Origin of the sequence: Psychrobacillus sp. OK028 (assembly GCF_900103605.1) — a bacterium.
Taxonomy (GTDB): Bacteria; Bacillota; Bacilli; order Bacillales_A; family Planococcaceae; genus Psychrobacillus.
In genome coordinates this window covers 123,022-141,195 of record NZ_FNHY01000007.1, presented here as the reverse complement: position 1 = coordinate 141,195, position 18,174 = coordinate 123,022, and the positions used below count along the sequence as shown (strand labels likewise).

Annotated in this window: 18 protein-coding genes; 9 read left to right on the top strand and 9 right to left on the bottom strand. The window is 38.1% G+C overall.

What is annotated here, in order from left to right; genetic code table 11:
- Positions 1 to 233: 233 nt before the first annotated feature.
- Positions 234 to 1,565, bottom strand: coding sequence for a short-chain fatty acid transporter (locus BLR36_RS12975; RefSeq protein WP_093062172.1), 1,332 nt, complete (start codon positions 1,563 to 1,565; stop codon positions 234 to 236).
- A gap of 153 nt (positions 1,566 to 1,718) precedes the next feature.
- Here BLR36_RS12975 and BLR36_RS12970 point away from each other — a divergent pair, with 153 nt between their 5' ends.
- Complete coding sequence (locus BLR36_RS12970; protein ID WP_093062171.1) at positions 1,719 to 2,039, top strand: DUF3870 domain-containing protein; 321 nt, start codon at positions 1,719 to 1,721, stop codon at positions 2,037 to 2,039.
- 220 nt (positions 2,040 to 2,259) lie between these two features.
- Here the strand turns inward: BLR36_RS12970 and BLR36_RS12965 are convergent, their stop codons facing one another.
- The 6 genes from BLR36_RS12965 to BLR36_RS12940 form a co-directional block, all read right to left on the bottom strand.
- The gene (locus tag BLR36_RS12965) at positions 2,260 to 3,450 is read right to left on the bottom strand and encodes a thiolase family protein (protein ID WP_093062170.1); all 1,191 of its coding nucleotides are present in this window, start codon (positions 3,448 to 3,450) and stop codon (positions 2,260 to 2,262) included.
- 12 nt (positions 3,451 to 3,462) lie between these two features.
- Positions 3,463 to 4,098: a 3-oxoacid CoA-transferase subunit B gene (locus tag BLR36_RS12960; RefSeq protein ID WP_093062169.1), complete on the bottom strand. Its 636-nt coding sequence runs from the start codon at positions 4,096 to 4,098 to the stop codon at positions 3,463 to 3,465.
- Positions 4,091 to 4,777 (bottom strand): CoA transferase subunit A, encoded by a 687-nt coding sequence (locus tag BLR36_RS12955; protein WP_093062168.1) that lies wholly within the window; start codon positions 4,775 to 4,777, stop codon positions 4,091 to 4,093. The genes BLR36_RS12960 and BLR36_RS12955 overlap by 8 nt, the downstream gene beginning before the upstream one ends.
- 14 nt (positions 4,778 to 4,791) lie before the next feature.
- Positions 4,792 to 5,508 carry a carboxymuconolactone decarboxylase family protein gene (locus tag BLR36_RS12950; protein WP_093062167.1) on the bottom strand — a complete coding sequence of 239 codons (717 nt, stop codon included), beginning with the start codon at positions 5,506 to 5,508 and terminating at the stop codon, positions 4,792 to 4,794.
- A 198-nt stretch (positions 5,509 to 5,706) separates the two neighbouring features.
- Entirely contained in the window at positions 5,707 to 6,540 is an 834-nt protein-coding gene (locus BLR36_RS12945; RefSeq protein ID WP_093062166.1) for an alpha/beta fold hydrolase, read from the bottom strand.
- A 120-nt stretch (positions 6,541 to 6,660) separates the two neighbouring features.
- Entirely contained in the window at positions 6,661 to 7,464 is an 804-nt protein-coding gene (locus BLR36_RS12940) for an IclR family transcriptional regulator (RefSeq protein WP_093062165.1), read from the bottom strand.
- 194 nt (positions 7,465 to 7,658) lie between these two features.
- On the opposite strand from BLR36_RS12940, the gene BLR36_RS12935 reads away from it, so the two are divergent.
- From BLR36_RS12935 to BLR36_RS12925, 3 genes are all read left to right on the top strand, one after another.
- Complete coding sequence (locus BLR36_RS12935) at positions 7,659 to 8,429, top strand: dioxygenase family protein (RefSeq protein WP_254771411.1); 771 nt, start codon at positions 7,659 to 7,661, stop codon at positions 8,427 to 8,429.
- 208 nt (positions 8,430 to 8,637) lie between these two features.
- Positions 8,638 to 10,296, top strand: coding sequence for an SLC13 family permease (locus BLR36_RS12930; RefSeq protein WP_093062163.1), 1,659 nt, complete (start codon positions 8,638 to 8,640; stop codon positions 10,294 to 10,296).
- Positions 10,297 to 10,366: 70 nt separating this feature from the next.
- Positions 10,367 to 11,479, top strand: coding sequence for a muconate cycloisomerase family protein (locus BLR36_RS12925; protein WP_093062162.1), 1,113 nt, complete (start codon positions 10,367 to 10,369; stop codon positions 11,477 to 11,479).
- A gap of 62 nt (positions 11,480 to 11,541) precedes the next feature.
- Here the strand turns inward: BLR36_RS12925 and BLR36_RS12920 are convergent, their stop codons facing one another.
- On the bottom strand, positions 11,542 to 12,084 hold the full coding sequence (locus BLR36_RS12920) for an NADPH-dependent FMN reductase (RefSeq protein ID WP_093062161.1): 543 nt from the start codon (positions 12,082 to 12,084) through the stop codon (positions 11,542 to 11,544).
- A gap of 318 nt (positions 12,085 to 12,402) precedes the next feature.
- Here BLR36_RS12920 and BLR36_RS19170 point away from each other — a divergent pair, with 318 nt between their 5' ends.
- The 3 genes from BLR36_RS19170 to purU all read left to right on the top strand — a co-directional run bounded on the left by BLR36_RS19170 (position 12,403) and on the right by purU (position 14,986).
- Entirely contained in the window at positions 12,403 to 13,038 is a 636-nt protein-coding gene (locus BLR36_RS19170; protein WP_305775341.1) for a 3D domain-containing protein, read from the top strand.
- A 171-nt stretch (positions 13,039 to 13,209) separates the two neighbouring features.
- Positions 13,210 to 13,941, top strand: coding sequence for a 3D domain-containing protein (locus BLR36_RS12910; RefSeq protein ID WP_254771410.1), 732 nt, complete (start codon positions 13,210 to 13,212; stop codon positions 13,939 to 13,941).
- A gap of 145 nt (positions 13,942 to 14,086) precedes the next feature.
- Positions 14,087 to 14,986, top strand: a complete 900-nt coding sequence (gene purU, locus BLR36_RS12905; protein ID WP_093062159.1) for a formyltetrahydrofolate deformylase — start codon at positions 14,087 to 14,089, stop codon at positions 14,984 to 14,986.
- A 450-nt stretch (positions 14,987 to 15,436) separates the two neighbouring features.
- On the opposite strand, the gene BLR36_RS12900 is transcribed toward purU, so the two are convergent.
- Complete coding sequence (locus BLR36_RS12900) at positions 15,437 to 16,483, bottom strand: acyltransferase family protein (RefSeq protein ID WP_093062158.1); 1,047 nt, start codon at positions 16,481 to 16,483, stop codon at positions 15,437 to 15,439.
- A 110-nt stretch (positions 16,484 to 16,593) separates the two neighbouring features.
- Between BLR36_RS12900 and BLR36_RS12895 the strand changes: the two genes are divergently transcribed.
- The gene (locus BLR36_RS12895; protein ID WP_093062157.1) at positions 16,594 to 17,205 is read left to right on the top strand and encodes a GDSL-type esterase/lipase family protein; all 612 of its coding nucleotides are present in this window, start codon (positions 16,594 to 16,596) and stop codon (positions 17,203 to 17,205) included.
- Positions 17,206 to 17,265: 60 nt separating this feature from the next.
- Entirely contained in the window at positions 17,266 to 17,676 is a 411-nt protein-coding gene (locus BLR36_RS12890) for a YugN family protein (protein ID WP_093062156.1), read from the top strand.
- The last annotated feature ends 498 nt before the right edge of the window (positions 17,677 to 18,174 follow it).

The following is an 18,174-nucleotide window of genomic DNA, read 5'->3' as shown; positions in this document are numbered from 1 at the left end:
CCCTTTTTAATTATCTATATCTGTTATTTATGTTTACTATAGAGCTTAATCCTAATTAAGTTGCTACAAAGTACTTGCTTTATTGATTGTAGTGGAAGGCGGCGACCCCTGCGGGAATAGCAGTAAAGCTGAGGCCCCACAGTCTTGCGTAGCAAGGCGAGGAGACTTAGCTACTGCCCGCGGAAAGCGTCCGCCTGTAACGGAAATCAACAGAATTTTTGAATAGAGTAGTTTTACATTAAGTAAGACCAAGCAAGAGTAGCGACAATATAGACAATTCCTACATAGAACATAATCATTACAAGGAAGCCCATAATATCTTTTAGTTTTAAACGAGATAATGCCAATGCCGGCAAAATCCAGAATGGTTGTACTAAATCATTCCAAGCATTCCCAAGCATAACGGACATCGAAGTCTCTCCAAGTGAAGTTCCCAATTCTTTTGCTGCTTCAATCATGAAAGGACCTTGTACTGCCCAGTGACCGCCTGCAGATGGTGCAAAGAAGTTAATGAAGAAAGAACTAATCAAGCCCCAGAACGGTAATGAATGCTGAGTAGAAATATCAACGAATACCTGTGAAATTGTATCTACTAAGCCTGATGCAGCCATGATTGCCATAATACCAGCATAGAAAGGGAATTGAAGGATAATCCCCGATACAGTTTTGATACCATCTGATAAATGCTCTGTATATTTTGCAGGAGTACCAAGCAAAATAATTCCAAGGAATAAGATCATAAAGTTAAGAATATTTAAGTCTAATGATTTTCCACTAGTAAAATGTATAATTACGTAAATAAAACCTAAAGTACCAATGGAATAAGAAAGGATACGGCTATTATTTAATTTGTTAGCGAATGTATTTTCTTCTAGTACATTTATTTTTAATTTTTTCGTATCTGAGTGTAAAGAAGGGTCAATTTCTTTCACATTTTTTTGATCCTTCGGATGAAGCATCGCATTGAATAGTGGTAATGTGATGAATAAGAAAATAGCTGTTAGAATCATTGGTAAACTAAAAATAGTTTCAGATAAACCAATTAGTCCCATACTCTCTTCTAAGAAATGTCCAGGTGTTGAGATTAAAATTGGAATAGAAGCAGATAGACCTAATCCATAAAATGTGAAACCAGAATAAGCAGCAGCGATAATTAATGGGTAATGAACCCCTTTAACTTTTAACGCTAATTTTTTCGCGATAATTCCACCGATAACTAGTCCGAATCCCCAGTTCAAGTAACTACCAAATCCACCTACTAAAGTAGCGACAATAATTGCTGCCTTAGGTGTATGTACCATACTAGCAATCTTATTCAAGAAGCGATCAGTAATTGGTGCTGTTGCTAGTACGTAACCCATAGCTAAAATGACAGCCATTTGAGTAGTGAAGGCTAAAAGGTTCCAAAAACCATCACCCCAAGAAGTTGTTAAGTTGAGGAATGAAATATCCTCAATTAATAGTGCTAAGATAAATGTTAAAATGGTTAATCCAATCGCAAAGACGAATGGATCTGGCAAATACTTTCTCATAATAGATGTGAAAAAATTAGTTAGTCTCTCCATATAAATCCCCTCAAAAATTGTTGCCTATGCAACAATTACTTCCATATAAATTTTTGTGAATCGAAAAATTAAATCTTATTTGCATGACAATGCCTATTTTTCAGAATAACTATGCTAAAATGTATCTAGTTTAAATTAACGGAGGTTCTATTTATGCAACAATTAAATACGTTATTAGTGACTGCATATGCAAAAGCACCACAAGGCACAGCCATGTACGAAACCTATAAGCACGCAGGTATTGTGCTTGAAATCGATAAACTGACACATAAAATAGTAGATGCCGAATTTACATTCATAACAGAGCTAGCGCAAAATTTCTTTAGACGCATGTTAATAGATTTTGACTTTACAGCTGATATCAATATTTTGATCGAACGTATTGAAGAGCATTATTTAGCACCTTCCAGTGGAGCAGTTATAGTCGCTTTAAAATCTGCGCAGAAAAGATATCTAGAAAAAATAGCAAAGTAATCTTCATATAAAAGCGGTTACATTGTCAGGTAATAAAAGAAAATTCTCTTAGGAGAATTTTCTTTTAATGTGGATAACTTTCTTCTACAAGTGAATCCCCATCTAGACTCCAGCGCCTAGCCCCTCTAGTCGCTTCAGACTAGCGAATAAAGGCAAAAAGCGCCTTTATTGCTATTCTTCCAGCGCTTGACGGGGCTACCATAGGCGCTTACGCTTTTGTTTATGACTGGCAATTTTCAACAATAGTTGTTATGCCAAGTCCACCGGCGATACATAGTGTAACTAATCCATAACGCTTGCCTGTGCGCTCTAATTCATGGATAAGCTTGGTCATTAATATAGCCCCAGTTGCTCCAATTGGATGCCCCATAGCAATAGCACCACCGTTAGGGTTTACTTTGCTTTGGTCTAAGCCTAGTTCTTCGATAACGGCTAGTGACTGGGAAGCGAAGGCTTCGTTTAGTTCAATCACATCGATGTCTTCGATGGAAAGACCTGCTTGTTTTAATGCTTTTTTAGTTGCTGGAACAGGTCCAATCCCCATGATAGAAGGGTCTACACCAGCAGCAGCTTGCGCTATGATTTTAACCTTTGGCTGTAATCCTAGCTCTTCTGCTTTTTCTTTTGACATTACTAGAAGGGCAGCAGCACCGTCATTACGACCACTAGCGTTCGCAGCCGTAACTGATCCGCCTTCACGGAACACAGGTTTTAAAGTAGCAAGCTTTTCTACAGGTGTCAGACGTGGATGTTCATCGACTTTGAAGACCTCTGTTGTTTTGCGTGTTTTAATCTCATAAGGGACAATTTGTTTTTCAAAGTAGCCATTTTTAATAGCATTTTCCGTACGTAATTGACTTTGATAGGCAAATGCATCCTGAGCTTCACGAGAAATGGAGTATTTCTCGGCTAGGTTTTCAGCTGTTTCACCCATTGTTTTTAGACCATATGACTCTGGTTGAGAGCCAGGCTGACTTTCCGTATTCGGGTCTAATATTTGGCTATTTCCTACATTTAGTCCGTATCTAGCATTGCGAATATAGTAGGGTGCTGTACTCATAGATTCTGTACCACCTGCGATAATTACATCACTTAAGCCAAGTGCAATCTGCTGTGCGGCATTATTAATAGATTGTAGACCAGAACCACATTGACGATGTACCGTATAGCCAGGCACTTCAAGTGGGAGGTCCGCACGTAAAGAAGCAAGGCGAGCAACGTTAGACTGATCGGCACTTTGTTTTGCTTGACCTAAAATAACTTCATCCACTTCACTTGGGTCAATTTGTGTGCGGGCGAGTAGTTCTTTTATAACCGCGGCGCCTAAATAATCAGCAGTCTGAGTCATTAGTGAGCCGCCAAGCTTTCCTATTGCAGTACGAACGCCTTCTACAATTACTACTTCCTTCATGGTGATTCCTCCTTATTTCAAGCTATTTATAAATGTAGCTTCCGTATTAGCTTCTACTGTTTTTAAATCGGCACCAGGCATTAATTCAACTAAATGCAATTGACCATCGATGTATTTAAAAACTGCTAAATCCGTAATAATGGTATCTACACTACGTGTGGAAGTAATAGGATAATTACATTCCTTCAAAATTTTACTTTTTCCATCTTTAGATGTATGAGTCGTCGTGACAATGACTTTGCGAGCACCAACTAATAAATCCATTGCACCACCGACACCGATAATGTTCTTTCCTGGTACGGCCCAGTTGGCAATACGTGCCTGTTCATCCACTTGGAGAACTCCTAGAATTGCAACGTCAACGTGACCACCGCGAATCATTGCAAATGATGCGGCGCTATCAAAGTAAGAGGCACCAATTGCTTCGCCAACTGCAAATTTTCCTGCATTGACGATATTTGGATCAATATCCTCTTCCGTAACATCCTCGACACCAAGCATCCCGTTTTCGGTGTGCAAGTAAACATGGTTATGTTCCACGTAGTTTGCCACAAGTGTTGGGATTCCAATGCCTAGGTTAACGATTTGTCCTTGCTCTAATTCCTGAGCAGCCCGTTTAGCAATAGCTTCTTGAATTGGATTAGCCATGTTCGATGACACCTTCCTTTGTCAAAATCTTTTTCGCTAGGATAACGCGATCAACGAACAGGTGGGGGGTAGCGATTTCATCACTTTTCAGTTCGCCCGCTTCAACTATTTCTTCCACTTCGACAATAACTGTTTTAGCAGCTGTTGCCATAAGAGGGTTGAAGTTACGTGCTGTTTTGTAATACACAAGATTGCCTAATGTATCAGCTTTATAGGCACGAATAATAGCTACGTCTGCCTGTAATGCTTCTTCAAGAACATATTCTTCGCCTTTAAACATTTTGGTTTCTTTCCCTTTAGCTAAATTAGTGCCAAAGGAAGTTTTCGTATAATAGCCAGCGATTCCAGCGCCACCAGCTCGAATAGATTCTGCTAATGTACCTTGAGGCAATAACTCAATCTCAATCTCACCACGTTGGAATGCATCGCCTACATCTCTGTTTCCAGTGAAATAAGAGCCTATCGCTTTTTTTACTTTCTTTTGTTCCAATAGTTTTCCTAAGCCTTTTCCTTGCTCACCTAGGTTATTACTAATAATTGTTAAGTCGTTCACTTCAAGTTCTACTAACGTATCAATTAATGTCAGTGGACCGCCTACGAGACCAAATCCGCCAACCATAATTGTTTGACCGGATTGGACACATTCTAGTGCTTCTTCCGCTGAATTATAAATTTTCATATTTTTTCACTCCGTTATTTTTCAATAAGTGCGTCACTAATCTCAAACCAAGAGGGGATACCTGCTGTTAATAGACAAATGTATCCAAGTTCAGCTAGGCGAGGCTCGTCAACGCCTTTTCCACGTGCTTTTTTTGCCCAGTAATCTGTTTCTGCATTTTTTAACACAGTAGTGTAAATGCCGGTCATTAAAATGTATTTCATTTGTTCGTCGACTACGTTTGTTTCTAATAACTTTTCGGATAAAGCGTTTTCATTACCATCCACAAAAAAAGAAATAAGCTGTTCGTAGTAGTTTTTGCTAGCGTCAGTAGAAGCAAATTGTGCATAATAACGTACAATATCTACTGCTTTTGCATCGTGTGAAATTTTCTCTGCTTGTGTGCCAGTTAACTCTAGCGCATATTCAAACGATTGAAGACCAATTTGTAATGCTTTTTCTCCTCCATAGTTATAAGCTACAAGTAAGTACTCAGCCAATTCTTCCAGCGTAGCACCACCATCAATAGCACCTTTTGTATGGTAAACCATGCTTCGTGCATAATGACGTGAAGAGTTAATGCCAACTAGTAATATATCTTTTTCTTTAACCGAGAGTACGCCTTCCGCCATTGCTGCTCCACGTAATGCAGTGTAATGATCTAGCATTGCAGGGTTATAATCATGCATTTTTTGCACCCAACCTGGTACAACATCGTAAACTTTTTTAAAGTAATCTAATCCAGTGGACATCGTTTTTCGCTCCTTTTTGTAAAATAAAAAGGCCACACTACTCTGAAGAACACAATAGTAGTGTCTTTTAAGAGTAGTGAAGCCAACAGTCAGGTGGGGAAAAACAAAGAAAGGTCATTTCTCTGTAGCCACCTGATAGGATTTATATTTATGGTTAAATAAATATTCACATAAAATTCGACAAATTTCAACCCTTTTTTATAATTTTTTTACAAAGTCCTTTATTGTCGGGTTTACATCGCTACGTTCCTCAAAAACTAGAGTGTAATGATTGCTATCGGTTGTGATTTTATGGATGTTTTTTGCGTATTGCTGTGTTTCAATATACGATTCCGCTAAAAATAACGCTGGCATCGTACCGATTCCACCAGTTGAATGGACGAGTAGTACGGGACATTCGACGTCAGCAAACACTTCTGCTGGCTTGTAATCGTAGAAGCTCTGGAAGTCTTGACGGATTTTTGTTTCATCCGACTTGTTTTCCCAATGACCATCTACTTCAGCGATTTCATAGCGACCAACGCTTTCCATATGCTCATCCCAAACTACACCAAGATTGCTATAGATTCTCTTAATTTCTTCTAAGTAGGCTTCGGCTGTTTCATAATGTTTACTAATACGACCAAGAGAAGGTTCGACAATTTGTCGTTGATGATCTGTGCATGTAGCAGCACCATCCAGTAAAATAACACCTTTCACATCGTTGCGTTTACTCGCAACATTTGCCATGATGAAGCCACCCATTGAGTAACCCATTAATATTGGGTTTTGTATATTTAAAGCATCGATTAAACCGAGAATATCCTGTGTATGCTGCTCGATTCCAGTATTTTCGGGTGCCTCCGAGCTATTTCCGCGACCTCTTAAATCAACAGATATAAAACGGTATTCACCTTTCAGTAATTCAGCGTAGTAATGTAATTGTTTACTATTTCCTGTTAAGCCATGAATACCTATGATTACACCCTGTGTTCCTTCATAGTCTGCATAAGCAAGCGTAGCCCCATTAACTTCAATTGAACGATATTCCATATGTATCCTCCTTTTGCACAAAGTATAGAGTAAGTTGTACACGTTCTTTCTAGAAATGTCAAAATAATTATTTTCTGAGTGAAAGAAATTTCTTACTTCAAATTAGCTGGTTGCTATTTTTTAGTTGTTAGAACTATTAACAATATTCATTGCTTCGCTAATCCTCGAAGCATTTTCTTGTAGTATGGGGAGAAATTCTTTTATAAGTACTTCTTTTGATATTCTTCCCGCATGTGCGGAGCAGTTGATGGCTGCAATTACTTTGCCATTAATATCTCGAATTGGAGTTGCAATCGAACGAAGACCTTCTTCAAACTGTTGGTCGACGCCTCCCCAGTTATTAGCACGAACTTCTTCTAATGTCATACGTAATTGGTCTTTATCGACAATTGTTTTATCTGTAAATTTTTTGAGATGTAAATTGTTAAGGTATTTTTCCAACTTTTCTTGCGATAAATTAGCAAGTAATACATGTCCCATAGATGTTGCATACGCTGGTAATTTCGATCCGACATCTAGGTTGATGGACATAATACGCTTGGTGGATACACGTGCCACGTAAATAATGTCTGTGCCATCTAATATCGAAATGGAGCAGGATTCTCCAGTTTTGTGGACAAAGTCTCGCATGAATGGGTGTGCGATACTCCATTTGTTATTAGACGATAAATACGCATAGCCAAGTGAAAGTGTGCGAGCGGTAAGGGAGAATAGCCCATTATTTGCTTCCGCAAAACCAAGATGTTCTAGTGTCAGTAAAATTCTGCGAGCAGTCGGTCTACTAAGACCAGTAATTTTAGAAACATCGCTAATCGTTAGAGTTTTGTTATTTTGGGAGAAGGCTTGAATTACCTGGAGTCCTCGATCTAGTGATTGAATATAATCTCCTGACTCTTTGAAATTATCTAATTTTTCTGTTGACAAAAATATTACCCCCTTGTTAAGATGAATTTGTACGAATAAAGGAATTGTGTACGTATATCGTACATAAATTAATTTCTTTTAGCAAGTAATATTTTCATGAAATTTGATAGGTTTATATTTTTTAGAATGAAATGTATGCGTTTACAAATTGGGTTAGGAAGTTATTATTCATCAAATTTGAGGGGGACATGAAAATGACAGTAGAAACAAATGTAGCGAACAAACGTGTATTAGAAGCGTACGAAGGTTTTGTGAAACATATGAAAGCTTTCTTGGATGAGCAACAATTCAATCATGAAGAGTATACAAATTTTGTACATTGGGCGGATCGCTTAGGAAGAAGCGGAGAAATTCCTTTGTTCCTAGATGTATTCGTAGAAAGCTATGTATTAGAGGCAAAATATAAAAACTCTCCAGGTACAGAGCCATCGTTATTAGGACCTTACTACGAAGAGAATTCTCCTTTACTAGAGGGATCTAAAGTTGTCATACCACAACGTGAAAATGAGCCTGGGGACAAACTGAAATTCTTCGGTAATGTAAGCTCTGTTAATGGTCCCATCGGTAAGACAAAAGTAGAGTGGTGGCAAGATGATGCAGATGGACTGTACTCAAACTATGATTCTACTGCACCCGACTTCAATCTACGTGGTCAATTTTACACAGATGAAAATGGAGATTTCGAAGTAGAGTCAATTGTTCCGATTCCATACCAAATTCCAACTAATGGCCCAACTGGAGAATTTACATTTGCAGCGGGATACCATGCATACCGTCCAGCGCATATTCATATTAAGTTTGAGCACGAAGGTCACGAAACATTGATCACACAAGTGTTTTTTGAAGGTGATAAATGGTTAGAAACAGATGTTGCGAGTGGTGTTCGTTCATCTCTTACAACTAAACTAATTGATAAAGGCGATCACAAAGAAGCTTCGTTGAACTTTGTTATGAGAGCCGAATAATCCTTGTACACTTTAGCTGTCGAGTAATCTTGGCAGCTATTTATATTTTTAGAATCTTAAATAGTAGCGGACTTTACTCTTATCTTATTCAAATCACTACATAATGTTTTTTTGAGTAGCGTAAGTATATTCGATATTTGTTAGACTTTTTTCAAAAAACTTCAAGAGATTGATAGAAATACAAAGGATTGAATGGGAGGCGGAAAATATGAAAAACGTATTCAAGAAATTAAACAAGAGTATGTGGAATTCGCATAAACAAACAAAAGATTTAGTTACAATGGCTAGTCTACGAAATCACAGCAATGCTGGGGTAGCCGTTGGTGATATACCCGTTGAAAAAACGACAACTAATTCTAAAGTAAAAAATAAACGAAAGAATTCTTATAGCACCACTCAATTAGTAGGACTCTTTTTAGGACCACTCCTATTTCTATTGACGTTGTATTTATTGCCTCTACCAGGACTTAGTGAAGAAGGACGAGCTGTGCTCGCAGTGACAGTATGGATGGCAGTATGGTGGATCTTAGAGTCAATTCCCCTAGGAATTACGTCGCTAATGCCGCTTGTTTTACTTCCATTGATGGAGGCACTTCCAGAAAGTGTGGCAGCATCTAGTTATGGGAATTCTCTCATCTTCTTATTCATAGGAGGGTTTGCACTTGCATTAGCACTGGAAAGATGGAATCTCCATGAGCGTATTGCCATTTCGGTTCTTAGCATGGTGGGAACAAGTACATCAGGACTAGTACTTGGATTTATGCTGGCAACGGGTTTCATATCGATGTGGGTATCAAATATGGCAACAGTTATGCTAATGCTTCCAATTGGTACAGCTATTATTGCTAAAGTTGTAACACTTATGAAAGAAGATAATGTCCATACGATGGATGAAGAAACAAAATTTACAAAATCAATAATCTTTGCAATCGGTTTTGGTGGAACAATTGGAGGAAGTGCTACATTAATTGGGACTCCAACGAACCTTGTATTAGCGGGTCTTGCGAATGAACTGTTAGGTATTGAAATCAGCTTTGCGCAGTTCTTTATTTTCGCATTTCCTTTAATCACATTGTTAATGCTGTTCTCCATCTTTTATATTACTAAAATCGCTTATCCGATGAAGGTAAAAAAAATAAAAAATGGTCGTCAGTTTGTTTTGGAACGACAAAAAGAACTTGGGAAATGGTCTTATGAAGAGAAAGTTGTACTAGCTATTTTTTGTGTCACTGCTTTTATGTGGATGACAAGAACATTCCTTTGGAGTGATATCATTCCGGGACTGAGTGACACGATGATTGCCATGGTAGCTACTGTACTACTGCATCTGATCCCATCTCCAAATAAACCTGGTGAGCGTCTCCTCGGAGGTGATTCACTGAAAAATATGCCTTGGGGCGTTCTACTTTTGGTAGGTGGTGGACTTGCGCTTGCTGCAGGCTTTAATGGAACGGATCTTGCGAGCTGGATCGGTAGCCAATTGTTATTGCTTGAAGGAACTTCGTATATCTTAATCCTTGCTGTTACTACGTTATTAGGTATTGGTATGACCCAAATGACACCAAATACAGCCACTGTGACTATTCTTCTTCCGATTACAGCTGCATTAGCTTTGGCTGTTGACGTGCATCCTTTACCACTTATGACTGCAGTAGCTATGGGTGCTGGATTTGCATTCATGTTACCTATTGGTACACCGTCAAATGCAATAATTTTTGCTACTGGTAAAATAACAATGATGGATATGCTTCGAAAAGGCACAGGACTTACGGTTCTAGCTTTTACTTTAATTGTGTTGTTCGTGTATTTCGTACTTCCGTTAGTATTTGGCATCAATCAATTCGAATATCCAGATGCGTTAAAATAATTAATAACGTAATTTAGGAAGTGTGTGTAAAAAAAGCCTAATTTTATTGAGAAAATAAGGAGTGTTGAACATGAAAATACGTTCATTTGATGTATATATTTTAGATTTACCGACAATTCGTCCTCACCAGTTGGCGATGCATACAATCGTTTCCCAATCTGTTGTCGTTGGCTGTGTGACAGATGAAGAAGGACGAGAAGGTTGGTCAGAGGTAGCGACGATTGGTGGAGCCTCTTATGGGGAATCGACACCCGAAGCGATTAAAGCGAATATTGATACGTATATTACACCTTTAATCATAGGGAAGGATCCAGTTCACTTCGACCGAATTATGTATGAAGTATCGAAGCTAGTTCGAGGGAATAATTTTGCGAAAACGGTAGTGGAAGCAGCAATTATCGATTTGGCTGCAAGAAGTAAAGGGGTTCCAGCATTCGAATTATTTGGAGGACAAATCCATACCTCCTTGCCAATTGCTTGGACGCTCGCAAGTGGAAAAACAGAAACGGATATTGAAGAAGCACAGGAATTTTTGAAGCAAAAGCGCCATAACATTTTCAAATTGAAAATAGGTATGGGCGACCCATATAAAAATGTGGAGCATGTTCGTAAGATTAAGGCTGCAATCGGTGACCAGGCTCGTATTACAGTAGATGTTAATCAGGGGTGGGATGAAGATACTGCGAATTACTGTATTGCCGCTTTAGAAGACGGTGGCGTTTCACTTATAGAACAGCCACTTCCTACATGGAATTATGAAGGAATGTCTAGACTAACTAGCAGATTCAAAGTGCCAATTATGGCAGATGAAGCTGCAAATAGTGTCCAGGACGTATTCCAAATCGCAAAGCACCGTGCTGGAAATTGTATCGCACTCAAGCCGTGTAAAGCTGGGGGATTAACCCAAACTAAAAAAGTAGCCGGCATTGCAGAAGCTGCTGGATTAGGCTTGTATGGTGGCACGATGATCGAATCTAGTTTAGGAACAGCTATTTGTGCGCAGCTTTACGCAACTATTCCAGAGATGAAATTCGGTACAGAGATATTTGGTCCTTTGTTGTTCAAGGATAATATTACAGTGAATGAAATGAAGTACGAAAACTTTGAAGTGGTAATTCCGACTGGACATGGTTTTGGTATGGAAATTGATCGTGAAAAAGTGAAGCATTACGCGAGAAAGTAAAGGATAGACTGCACTAAAATAAGTAAACACCTCTTCCACAAGAAGAGGTGTTTTTGTCTATATTATAAGTAATTTCTCATCCACTCTTGGAAGTTAGCAATTACTGTATCTAAAAATTCAATTGTTGGTTGATCTGTTAATTCACCATTTCCATTAAACTTAGTATGCGCTGCGCCAACGTACACTTCGTTCATCGGTAGTAAAGGTGAATTTAAACCACTAGCAAATAAAATATCACGTAAGTGCATTTGCGCTTTTGCAGTACCTAGAGCACCCATAGAAGCTCCCATAATCATAGAAGGTTTTCCGTGCATAACTTTGTCTACGCGACTAATCCAGTCGATTGCATTTCCTAAAACTCCAGGAATTGTAGAGTTATATTCTGGTGTAACCCAAAGGACAGCATCTGCTGCTTTCACTTTTGCTTTGAAATCTAATACTTCCTGAGGTGCATCTAGCTCGATATCTTGGTTATACATTGGAATTGATTTTAAGTCTAGGATTTCTAGCTCAAATTTGTCTGCATAACGTGCTTGAATGTGTTTTGCTAGTTGTAAATTATATGATTCTTTTCGAATACTTCCTACGATTGCTACTACTTTCATGATATGTAACCTCCAAATTCTATTTAATACAGTTAGTATGTGACTGCAGGTTTTAATTATATGTAAGGATTTTTCTACAGCACTTAGTTAGTATAAGAGGTTACTAAAAGTAATTCAAAGGATTCGACTTGCGACTTTATTATTTCCTGGAATTACTCTCTAAATAGATTCTTCCATAAAAATACTTGTATAAAAAATGGGTTTAAAAGCACTTTAAAACAGTGCACATACTCACGTTAAATGCAAAAAGGTTTGTTTTATCTTTTTTCGGGCATTACATATAAGGGGTTATGGAAAATGTATTTTGGAGGTAGAACATTGAAAATTAAAATGACTTTTTTAACATTATTATTCATAAGTATGACCTTTTCTGCAGCAAGTGCGGAGGAACCGCTAGTGGACCAATTGAGTTTACCAGATGAATATATGAAAGACTTACTTGCAGTAGGGGAAGATTCACCAGTACTTCCTGAAAAAACTATACATACCGTTATAGAAGGGGACAACTTACACGATATTGCAGCTGCTAATAATATTTCGGTTGAGTTGCTCATGGAATTGAATGGATTGACCGATCACGTAATTTATCCAAAAGACCAGTTAAGGTTTAGTAGTGATACGGAGATAGTTAAGCATCCAGATTCTATACCTCCAGAAGGACCAGGTAAAGAAATGACCGTAGAGGCAACTGCTTATACTGCTTATTGTTATGGCTGTATTGGAATAACTGCTTATGGTATCGACCTAAGATCTAATCCAGAGGAAAAAGTTATTGCAGTAGATCCGACTGTAATTCCACTTGGTACGAAAGTATGGGTGGAGGGCTATGGAGAGGCGATTGCTGGAGATACAGGTGGCGCTATAAAGGGGAATCGAATTGACGTATTCATTCCTACTTATGATGGGGCTATAGAGTGGGGCAGACAAGAGATAACACTGAAAATTTTAGAGTGATTTTCAGTGGTAAATTATGTATCATGAACGCCATTTTTCCAAACAGATTTTACTTGTTTGGGAGGATGGTTTCTTTTTATTTAATTAGAATGTTTGTTTTTGAAAGTTTTTGGGCAATACTGAGTCAAATTTAAAAGTGATTGAAAGATTACTTGTAAGGAGGATTTAGTATTGAAAGCAAAAACGTTGTTAATCTTTTTAATCGTTACTTTCTCTATGAGTTCGGTAACGTATGCTGCTGAGCCATTCTTAGTCGCCACAAGTGCGTCAGGCAGCGAGACAGATTCTATTTTTTTTAACGATGCTTTGGATTTAGAAGTAGCTTATGATTTTCTAGATAAGCCTACGACATACACGGTAGAAAAAGGCGACAATCTTTTTCGTATTGCTTTAAAGCATAACGTTTCATTGGAATCGCTGATGAAATGGAATAATATTCAGGGGGATCTGATCTTCCCCGGCGATGTACTAAATATTAGTGGGGAGGGAATCCCTGAAACAGTTTATAAGGTAGCAGCTGCATCTACTGTAGCTAGAAGCTCCCCACCTACCGAAGCATCTGAAGCACCTAAGATAACCGTGTCGAAATCTAATGAAGAGCCGACAAGCTATGGAAAAGAAATGATTGTTACCGCTACGGCATATACAGCTTATTGTACGGGGTGCTCGGGAACGACCGCTTACGGAATTGATCTGCGAGCCAACCCCAATCAAAAAGTAATAGCCGTAGATCCACGAGTCATTCCATTAGGCACAAGAGTGTGGGTGGAGGGCTATGGTGAAGCGATAGCTGGTGATACGGGGGGAGCTATTAAAGGAAATAAGATTGATGTTTTCATCCCTTCCTATGACAATGCAATTGCTTGGGGAGTCAAAGAAGTGAAACTTAGAGTAATTAACTAAACAAAAAATTCAGGTCAGCAATATATGTTGATCTGGATTTTTTTGTATTTTAAACACTTTACTCATTTAATTTACTAAAGGGTTGAGAAGAGGGACAGAATATTGCATAATAAGAAAATTAAGATTTATAATGGGAGCTGTTTATATGTCTATAAATACTCAAGTTAATCAACAGCAAGATGCTTATATAGAAAACCGAGGTCGTCTGCTAGTAAAGTGTCCTGATAAACCAGGAATTGTTTCTATACTATCAACCTTTTTGCATACACATCATTCCAATATAATTGAGTCTAGCCAATATTCTAGTAATCCAGAGAATGGAACATTCTTTATCCGAATTGCTTTTCACTGTGAGGGATTACGCGATAAAGCTATTCAAATGGAAAAGAATTTTGAACAAATTGCTGCAGTGCATAATATGGAATTTAGCTTTCATTATCCGCAGGAGCGAACACGTTCAGCCATATTTGTTTCAAAGGAACCGCACTGCTTAATGGAGCTTTTATGGGAGTGGCAAAATGGGGATTTGGATACTGATATTGTGGTAGTCATCAGTAACCATGAAGACGCGCGACCATTTGTTGAAGCTTTAGGCATTCCATATTATTTTATCCCAGCAAACAAAGAAATTCGGAAACAAGTGGAAGCTGAACAAATTCGACTAATGGATGAATACAATGTAGATTTACTAATTCTTGCTCGCTACATGCAAATACTAACACCAGATTTTGTGGACCATTTTGAAAATCGCATTATCAATATCCACCATTCCTTCCTACCGGCATTTATCGGAGCTGGTCCTTACGAGCGTGCATACGCGCGAGGAGTAAAGCTAATTGGGGCTACTTCCCATTATGTAACGAATAATTTAGATGAAGGCCCTATTATTGAACAGGATGTGGAGCGGGTGGACCATCGTGACAACATTGTGGAGTTAAAGAAAATTGGTCGCACCATTGAACGTCGAGTATTAGCAAAGGCAGTAAAGTGGCATTTAGAAAATCGTATTATAGTGGAAGGGAACAAGACGATCGTGTTTCACTAAGTCAAAAGTTGGAATGCTCATATAGGTTGAATGCGCTAGTCAATCTGTATATAATGAACATAGAAACATAGGCTATAGAGACTGGATACGCGAATATCCAGTCAGCAATTACAGACCGCAGAAAGAGCGGTTGGTCCAAGGTCAGAATAACCGTCAAACCTTTAGCTCAGGGGACGGTTATTTCTTTTTTACAAAGAAAATAATAATGGTCACTACTATGGAAAAGGTGGCTATCATTACAGCGCTAAGCTGGATCAACAAACTCATCATCTGGTATGTTGTCATGGCAACACCTCCTAAAGGAAAAGTGACCAACCGCCCACCCTGCTATGTAATTGTCAATTTATTATAACATAATAAGAACTAATGTTCTATTTTATTTGTTGTTGCGATTTTACTACTGCAAAAAAGCCCTAGCCGAGCATAATCATTTCTCGGTTAGGGCTTTTATTAGATTTGAATCGGTTTCTTTGCACGTATATCTCCTAAAAAGAATTTTCCGTATGGTATCATTTTTTGAATGACGATGGACGCTATAATTGGTATGAATAACCCTAACGTCGTGAAGCCAATAATGCCGTATTGGAAATAATCGTTCAGGATAATATCGGTGAAAATATGCAAATACATAATGGCAATTGAGTGCTTCTCAATTTTTGCCAACCAATCTAGCGATAGAATAGCAGTAATTCTTTGGAATAGACCAAGAATAACGATTATAAATGCAATCGGAATGATTAAGTCGAGCAGTAAATGATCGTATCGCAGAAACTTCATACTTAGATGATAATCAATAAGTCCAAGTTTATCGGTTATTATTGCAGTAACGGCAACGATAACAGCTCCTATCAGCCATGGTCTGGTAATGTTCATCCAAATCGATTTAGCGTAATAGCCAAGAGCGAAATAGACGATTGCCATTAGCACGACATCTAGATTCCAGAGCATAGGAATTGTTTGAGATGCTTCGTCTGGAGCACCGCTAATATATTGCATAGCGAAAATACTTTCTAAATGAGCAATTATATAGAAGATGATAAGTAATCCAATTTGCTTTATTCTACTTAAATATTTTGTCATCATCATGAATAATAAATATGTAAAGAATAATGTCGTAACGAACCAGAAAACCCCATACGCGCCACGTGCGAAACGACCTGCGATGACTAATTTCCATAAATCCTGTAAGTACCAGGATAAGTCAAAGTTTCCTCCCGCTAGCTCCATTCCATAACGAACAGTTGTTATAGCTGTTAGGAAAAACAAGTACGGTACCATCAGCTGTAAGAACCTTTTTTTAACAGAGGCCTTTGTGTCTTGATCTTCTTTTAATTCTTTGAAAAATAATCCGCTCAATAAGAAAAAAGCTGGCATATGGAACCAGTATATATAAGTGATGAATGGGAAATTCAATTCACCTGGATAATGTCCGATTACTACTAAAATCATTAAGAATCCTTTTGTTACGTCAACCCATGTTAATCGTTTATTAGCCATAAAACTTCCTCCAAAACATAATATCAATGTTTGTTTATCCGTTTTTGGGTAAATATAAACTTATAGTGCGTTTCAATTATATTACATATTATTAAAAGGGGTTTTGTTAAATGTTGGAAATAATTTGTTTCGGGGATAGTATAACAGCTAGAAAGGAAGGCTACTCGACACCAATTTTAACGCATAAATTAGGTTCAAAAATGCCTAATTATAAATTTATCAATGCAGGAGTTTCTGGTAATACTACAGAACAGGCGATGTTTCGTTTTAATAGAGACGTATTATCGAAGCGGCCCGATGCGGTGACTGTACTATTTGGCGCAAATGATTCCGCAACGCATAAATTTGTAGATTTAGAAACGTTTAAACGTAATATATCATTATTTGCAAAGCAAATTGGTCCAGAAAAGACGATATTGATCAGTCCTGCACCTGTAGATGAGGCTCTTCAACCGAATAGAACGAATGAACGTATGGAGCAATATGCACTAGCTGTTCAAGAGGTAGCGAAAGAGACTGGGAGTCATTTTATCGATTTATTTCATATTATATATTCGCTTCCAAACTATAAGGAGCTTTTGGTCGGTGAGAAGAACGATGGTTTGCATTTTGGTAAGCCTGCATATGAAATGCTTTCGGATTTAATAGTACAAAAAGTAGAGGAAATGGAGATTGAGGACGGTTTCTTCAAAAAACTAGTTGACCGATTGATGAGAGGCTAGTATTTTTCAACCGATTCTTGGAAAAGATAAAAGGAAAATACGAACAAGGGGTGAATTCATTTGCTACAGTTGCAAACGGAACTGGAAGGAAAGGAAATTGGTTTTGGAGATTTAAGAAGTCGAATTGATAGCCTAGGCTATACAATAGGTGGAAATTGGGATTACCATAAAGGCAGTTTTGATAATGTATTATGGCGAAATGAAGGGGAAACAATCTACTTGCGACTTCCATTCGAAGTGGTGGAGGGAGAGCTAGATAACTACGATGCGCAAATTAAGTTTCAAACACCCTATGTCATCAAGCATGTTGTTAATATCGGCTTAGACGATGATGAGCATTCGCTTCTCACATCCACAGGCTTCAATCAATTCCAAGATCCGGTTGATAAGGACGGTCATATTGCAAACCAAAATAAATGGACTGCGGCTGGAGAAAAAGCTGTAGAGAAAATCGTTCGATTAGTCCAATAAGTGAAAGACCAAGAAAGTTAATAATAGTTCCAGTGAACACTTGATTAAGATAGTTTTTAGAATAAATAATACTACTGATTTCCGTTACAGGTGGACGCGTTTCGCGGGGTGAGCGATGAGCTATCACCGTCGCTGACGCGTCGCTGTGATATCTCATCTGTCTCACTCATCCCGCTGAAGTCGCCACCCTGCACTCCAATCAATATAATGAGTAGCACTCAACTATAAGATTAAGCATAGCTTAACGCGTAGATAAAAATAGTAGTCAAAGTAAACTTAGTAATTATATCGTTATCAAAATCAGGGATACTACTCTTCATGCCTAAACCATTAAGGAGTCATGCATTAGGAATGCCGATAGATACATTTCTGTTGAGCAGTTTAGTAATATAATTGAAAGTAATGGCCAATAAAAGACAAGAAATCATTTTGCACAAGCTGCGAAATGGTTTTTTTATTGTTGAAAGTGAACGAAAGACCCTACACTTACAATATTCG

Excerpts from the sequence above, each read along its gene's own strand:
- BLR36_RS12975 (WP_093062172.1), bottom strand. The coding sequence starts at position 1,565 with ATGGAGAGACTAACTAATTTTTTCACATCTATTATGAGAAAGTATTTG.
- BLR36_RS12970 (WP_093062171.1), top strand. The coding sequence starts at position 1,719 with ATGCAACAATTAAATACGTTATTAGTGACTGCATATGCAAAAGCACCA.
- BLR36_RS12965 (WP_093062170.1), bottom strand. The coding sequence starts at position 3,450 with ATGAAGGAAGTAGTAATTGTAGAAGGCGTTCGTACTGCAATAGGAAAG.
- BLR36_RS12960 (WP_093062169.1), bottom strand. The coding sequence starts at position 4,098 with ATGGCTAATCCAATTCAAGAAGCTATTGCTAAACGGGCTGCTCAGGAA.
- BLR36_RS12955 (WP_093062168.1), bottom strand. The coding sequence starts at position 4,777 with ATGAAAATTTATAATTCAGCGGAAGAAGCACTAGAATGTGTCCAATCC.
- BLR36_RS12950 (WP_093062167.1), bottom strand. The coding sequence starts at position 5,508 with ATGTCCACTGGATTAGATTACTTTAAAAAAGTTTACGATGTTGTACCA.
- BLR36_RS12945 (WP_093062166.1), bottom strand. The coding sequence starts at position 6,540 with ATGGAATATCGTTCAATTGAAGTTAATGGGGCTACGCTTGCTTATGCA.
- BLR36_RS12935 (WP_254771411.1), top strand. The coding sequence starts at position 7,659 with ATGACAGTAGAAACAAATGTAGCGAACAAACGTGTATTAGAAGCGTAC.
- BLR36_RS12930 (WP_093062163.1), top strand. The coding sequence starts at position 8,638 with ATGAAAAACGTATTCAAGAAATTAAACAAGAGTATGTGGAATTCGCAT.
- BLR36_RS12925 (WP_093062162.1), top strand. The coding sequence starts at position 10,367 with ATGAAAATACGTTCATTTGATGTATATATTTTAGATTTACCGACAATT.
- BLR36_RS12920 (WP_093062161.1), bottom strand. The coding sequence starts at position 12,084 with ATGAAAGTAGTAGCAATCGTAGGAAGTATTCGAAAAGAATCATATAAT.
- purU (WP_093062159.1), top strand. The coding sequence starts at position 14,087 with ATGTCTATAAATACTCAAGTTAATCAACAGCAAGATGCTTATATAGAA.
- BLR36_RS12900 (WP_093062158.1), bottom strand. The coding sequence starts at position 16,483 with ATGGCTAATAAACGATTAACATGGGTTGACGTAACAAAAGGATTCTTA.
- BLR36_RS12895 (WP_093062157.1), top strand. The coding sequence starts at position 16,594 with ATGTTGGAAATAATTTGTTTCGGGGATAGTATAACAGCTAGAAAGGAA.